Here is a 4,954-nt window from a genome sequence, read left to right on the forward strand (position 1 = left end):
CTTCGCGAAGGCGAGGCGCACATCGAGTTTCTGTTCCGCTGCTTCCCTGAAGTCAAACAGGGTCGCACGGTACTCGGCACGTGCTATCTGCCGACGGTGCAGGGTTCTCTGCGGCCGCTGTTCCTTTTCCTTCTCGAGCGCATGTTCGGCGCGTTCCCTGACTTCCTGATCGTGCTCGACAAAGATTACTGGGACACGTGCGGGCCGCGCCTGCGTGAGGTTCTGGTCTATCACGAGCTGCTGCATGCAGCGCACGCGCGCGACAAATACGACGCGCCGAAATTCGACAAGGAAGGGCGCCCGTGCTGGGCGATCCGTGGGCACGACGTCGAGGAGTTCGCGGAGACCGTGCGCCGCTACGGCGCGTGGCATGAGGGCATCGAGCGCCTTGTCGAGGCGGCTGCGGAGCACGGCGCATGAGTCGGTCCATCAGAGGTGGAAAGGGGCCGGGCTTCGAGTATTGGACCGCGCGCCCATTCAATAAGCACGGCGGCACGCTCAGCCCGAACGGCGGCAAGTTTCACAAGAAGCGCACGCACAAAGCGGAACGCCAGGAAGGGCGCCGCGACGCGCGCGAACACGAATAACCCGGGCCGGGCGGATCCCGGCGTTATGGAGAAACCGAAGTGAATCAATCCCTCGAGCAGTATTTCCGCGATGCGCTGACGACGTCCGGCGCGATCGATTTCCGCGTTCGCGCATCCGTGACGGACAACGGCGTCGCGTTCTACATCCATCCCGCCGATCGGTCTGGCGTGACGGCCGATTTCAAGGTCGAAGGCAACACGCTGCGCCCGGCTGGCGGCATCCCGTGGGCGATTCTCGCGCCCGGCGCGCGTCCGCCGATCCTTGGCGAGGATGGCGCGCTGCTCGCGGTGCCTGCCGGCACGGCGGAGGATCTTGCCGCATCGGTGGCGCCGTGAGCGCGGCCGTTCAAGAGCAGATCGAGGACCTGCAGCGGCGCGTTGAGGCGCTGGAGCGTGAGCGCGATATGCGCCGCTCGATCGGGCCAATCGAGGCTTCGCCGGCACGAGGTCCGCTGCCTGGCGGTAACTGGCCGTTCATCCCGCCGAATGCGATTCCGAATCTCGGTGAGCAGCATTGCCCGAAATGCGGAATCACGCTCGCACCGGTAATGGGCTACGTGTGCGGGCGCGGTGACTGCCCGACGGGCTTGGGCGGAATGATCTGTGTCGCTCAAACCGGGAGCCCAACATGATCCTGCCGCTGATCTGGTGGCTGTGGTGGGGCGTGATGCTCCACGATCCGCGCGAGCCGGCCGATCGCGGTCCGCGCGACGCGCTCGGCGCGCGTGTCTATGAATGGCAACCACGTTCGAAACGCATCTAACAGACTGCAAATCTGTCGCGCGCGGGCGTCGCTCCGCGCCGGCATTGGCTTGCAGGCCGATTGACCGAATCTAGGGCGCTCGCAGGGCGCACCATGCACTGAATGTTTCCTCATCACGTCGTACCGCTGCGCTCCGCGCTGCATTCGCTGGCTGATGTTCCGGCGGAGCGCCAGGAGCCCGCTGCCAAGCAAACCGGCTATCGCCTGCGTACCGGCAAGCCGTCGAAGGCAAAGACCGTCCTGACCGATGCGCAAGTACTGCGCATGCGCGAGCAACACGAATTCGAGGGCGTGCCCGCGCGCAAGCTGGCGGAGGAGTACGGGCTTGATCGCGAGTACGTCTACAAGCTGCTCGACTACCGGACGCGCTCGAAGCTGATTCCGGCGCGGCACAAAACCGAAAAGCCGGTAAAGCCCGGGCCAAAGCGTTTCGAACGCTGAGTATGCCAAGTATGCAAAACGAGGGCTTTGCATACTCGCAATGCATACTTGAGTTTGCTGTCGTGAAACCAGAATCAGGGGTATGCCAAAGAAAATCCCTGATGATGAAAAGCGCGAGATCCTGCGCGCGATTTCCGAACACCTGGCGATCGAGGGTCCGCAGAACTGGGATCCGCTGATCGAGAAGCTGGGCATCTCCCGGCAGACCCTTTTCAAGTTCGTGAAGGAGGTGCGCGGCATATCCGGATCGGACGCCGCGCCCGGGCTGCTGCGCTTGGCGCAAAAGCAGATCAAGGAAGTCGTCAAACCGATTGAGGACGCGCGCGAGGAGGTCGCCAAACACCTGCCCGCCGTCCCTTCGCCAAACACGATCGCCCACAAAGGCCAGGCCGCGATCGTCCACGTCGATTTCATGACGCGCCTCGAGAGCCTGTACCAGGACGCGGAGATGATCCGCGAGTACTCGATCGTCCGCGATGCCGACGGCAAGCAAAAGATCAAGAACCCGGTTTTCTTCGCCTCGTCGATCAAGCAGCGGCGCGAACTGCTCGAAACCTTCCTGCATTCGGTGCAGGAGGTCTATGACCTGAATCGCATGCAGTCGATGTTCGACACGATCGTCGAGGAGATCGGCCGCGCGGATCCGGAGTTGGCGCGCAAGGTGATCGATCGTCTGCGCGAGCTGAACAACCGCTACGGGCTCACGATGGAGGCGCGGATCTCGTAATGGCGTTCATGAGGCGAAAGGCCGGTAAGCCGGCCGATGTGGCGAGTGGGCTATCCGACATGCTGTCGCGGCTCGAGCAGATGACGGGATACCGCGCCGATACGGATTCGATCGGCGATCTGTCTTTCATCGAGTGGTGCGAGGAGTTGGCGCGCGGTAAGAAGGGCGACGGCACGGACGGTCTCAAGGTCGACGGCAAACCGTTTCGGCTCGACAACCGGCCGGCGCTGCGCCCGCTCTATGAGGCGATACCGAAGACGCGCGCGGATGCGAAAGACGCGATGCTCGTCGTCATGAAGGCGACGCAGCTAGGTCTGACCGTGTGGGAAGTGCTCGCGAACATCTACATGGCGGTGCGCTGGGAGCCAGTGAGCATCGGCATGTTCATGCCTGCGCAGGCGACGGCTATCCACAAGTCCGAGCACCGTTTCATGCGGATGGTGCGCAGCGCACCGGAGCTCTACAAGTACCTGGTGACCGGCCGCGACGTCGACGGCAAGAAGAAGCAGGTGGGCGAGGGCAACGTGCTGACGCGGAAGGTCGGCGAGTCACTGCTCCTGTTCCTGTGGACGACGGGTAAGGTGACGACGGAGTCGATTCCGATGGACATCGTCACGCTGGACGAGGTGCAGGAGATGGCACTCGATCAGATCGACAAGGTCCGCGCGCGGACGGGCGACTCCGACATTCAGTTCACGCTGATGCTGTCGACGGCGAACATGCCCGAGCTCGATATCGATTTCTGGTATCGCCAGGGCACGCAGGAAGTCTGGCACACGGAGTGCCCGCATTGCCAGGCGCTGTCGGATCTGTCGGATCCGGCGGCCATTTTTCCGACCAAGTCGATCGGCTATAACACGGGCCAATTCCCCGGCGCGCCGATGAATGAGTACGTCTGGACGTGCCCGACGTGCGGCGGCTGGATCGAGGATCCGCAGGTTGGTCGGTACATCGTAACCAATGCGGCCGCGCCGGCGAAGCTGCGCTCGTTCCTGCTGCCGCGCACGATCTCGCCAAAGATGACGCCGCGCAAGATGGTCGAGGCGCACGGCCGCGCGAAGACGGGCAATCAGAAGAAATCGTTCTGGAATCGCACGCTCGCGCGCCCGTACATCGACGCCGATCAGTTGCCGGTGACGATGGTGCACTGCCTGGCGGCGATGGAGGCGGGCATCAAGCGCGGCCTGAAGTGGGAGAAGCGCGGCGACGGCACAAGCTTCTATTGCGCCGGCATCGACCAGATGGGTTCGTTCAACGCGATGATCATCAAGAAGCGCATGCCTGATGGGCGGCAGGCGGTGGTGCACGTCGAGGCGATCTTCAACGACAATCCGTTCGAGCGCTGCGGTGAGTTGATGGATCAGTTCGGCATCGCCGTGTGTGTCGTCGAGCAGCTTCCGAACGTCAATGACGCACGGCGCTTTGCGAACAAGTTCCCGGGCCGCGTCTTCCTGGCGGGCTATGCGGATCTGCGCGACGATCAGATGGTGTGGGGCGATCAGCTTTCACGCTCCGATATGCGTACGGCGGAGGAGGATCGCTCGCGCTTCAGTGTGACGCTGAACCAGTACAAGTGCATGCAGACGGCACTGTTCCGCGTGCGCGAGGGCACGTGCCTGTTTCCGAACGCCGATGAGCTCGAGCAAGACGTGATCGAGGACGGCAAGCGCAAGCGCATCGCGATTCTGCGGGACTGGGTGTTCTTCCACTTCACGAAGACGGCGCTTGTGATCGATGACGGATCCGAGACCGAGAACGGTCGCGCGAAGAAGGTGACTGAGGCGCGCAAGCTCCGCATGAAGGTCGTAAAGGTCGGCATCGATCCCCACTACAGTTACGCGAACATGCTGTGCGATGTCGCGTGGGCGCGCGCGCACGGCACGAGCACCTTCATCATGCCGGACACGAAGCCGACGGAAGGTGAGGCGCTGGCGAAGCAGGCGGAGGCGATCGGCCTTCCGCAGACCGTCGTGCGGATCTTCGAGGAGTTGCCCGCCGGCGAGCGCTGCGGCCGCTGCGTGTCGTTCGACGCGGAATCGAGCATGTGCGGCGAGCGCGATCTCGCGACGAAGGCGTCCGCGCCTGGCTGCCCGCTGTACATCGCGCGCTCGTTTTAGCGCCCGTCCTGCGCCCGGCGGATGCGCGACGCTCCGCCGGTGCCTTGCTGCGTGCCGCGCCGAGCGCATCTGCCAACACACTTTGTGTCTGTTCGCGCCGCGCGGCACGCGCCTGTCGTGACTCGAAAATCAGAGTCATGAATGCGAATCTCATCATCCTAAAGAAGGGCGAAACGCCTGCGGGCTCGCGCTGGATCACGATCAACGGCGGCGACGGTGAAGGTCAGCACGTGCTGATCAAGCCGCGCGAGGGCGGCGGCGCTGAGATCGTCGGCGGCGCTGGTGGTGCGCTCGATGGCAAGAAGCTGCCGCCGAAGGG

At 63.6% G+C, this 4,954-nt stretch carries 9 protein-coding genes; all 9 read left to right on the plus strand.

Translation table 11 applies throughout. The features are described 5' to 3' along the window. Positions 1-420, plus strand: a 420-nt coding sequence (locus tag AWB80_RS44270) for a putative metallopeptidase (RefSeq protein ID WP_208635776.1), incomplete at its 5' end; no start/stop codon positions are given. Further along, entirely contained in the window at positions 417-587 is a 171-nt protein-coding gene (locus tag AWB80_RS44275) for a hypothetical protein (protein ID WP_160147535.1), read from the plus strand. The genes AWB80_RS44270 and AWB80_RS44275, both read left to right, overlap by 4 nt. 39 nt (positions 588-626) lie before the next feature. Then, positions 627-923, plus strand: a complete 297-nt coding sequence (locus tag AWB80_RS42470) for a hypothetical protein (protein ID WP_061180570.1) — start codon at positions 627-629, stop codon at positions 921-923. Continuing rightward, on the plus strand, positions 920-1,219 hold the full coding sequence (locus AWB80_RS43810) for a hypothetical protein (RefSeq protein WP_143328290.1): 300 nt from the start codon (positions 920-922) through the stop codon (positions 1,217-1,219). Before AWB80_RS42470 ends, AWB80_RS43810 begins: the two co-directional genes overlap by 4 nt. Continuing rightward, on the plus strand, positions 1,216-1,350 hold the full coding sequence (locus AWB80_RS45410; protein ID WP_279628706.1) for a hypothetical protein: 135 nt from the start codon (positions 1,216-1,218) through the stop codon (positions 1,348-1,350). The genes AWB80_RS43810 and AWB80_RS45410 overlap by 4 nt, the downstream gene beginning before the upstream one ends. Before the next feature lie 102 nt (positions 1,351-1,452). Continuing rightward, positions 1,453-1,791: a hypothetical protein gene (locus tag AWB80_RS42475; RefSeq protein WP_061180571.1), complete on the plus strand. Its 339-nt coding sequence runs from the start codon at positions 1,453-1,455 to the stop codon at positions 1,789-1,791. Between the two features lie 82 nt (positions 1,792-1,873). Continuing rightward, positions 1,874-2,518: a hypothetical protein gene (locus AWB80_RS42480; RefSeq protein WP_061180572.1), complete on the plus strand. Its 645-nt coding sequence runs from the start codon at positions 1,874-1,876 to the stop codon at positions 2,516-2,518. Further along, complete coding sequence (locus AWB80_RS42485; RefSeq protein WP_087132111.1) at positions 2,518-4,635, plus strand: phage terminase large subunit family protein; 2,118 nt, start codon at positions 2,518-2,520, stop codon at positions 4,633-4,635. Before AWB80_RS42480 ends, AWB80_RS42485 begins: the two co-directional genes overlap by 1 nt. Before the next feature lie 137 nt (positions 4,636-4,772). Then, positions 4,773-4,954, plus strand: a 182-nt coding sequence (locus tag AWB80_RS42490) for a hypothetical protein (RefSeq protein ID WP_143328291.1), incomplete at its 3' end; no start/stop codon positions are given.

The organism is Caballeronia pedi (assembly GCF_001544915.2).
Classification (GTDB): Bacteria; Pseudomonadota; Gammaproteobacteria; order Burkholderiales; family Burkholderiaceae; genus Caballeronia; species Caballeronia pedi.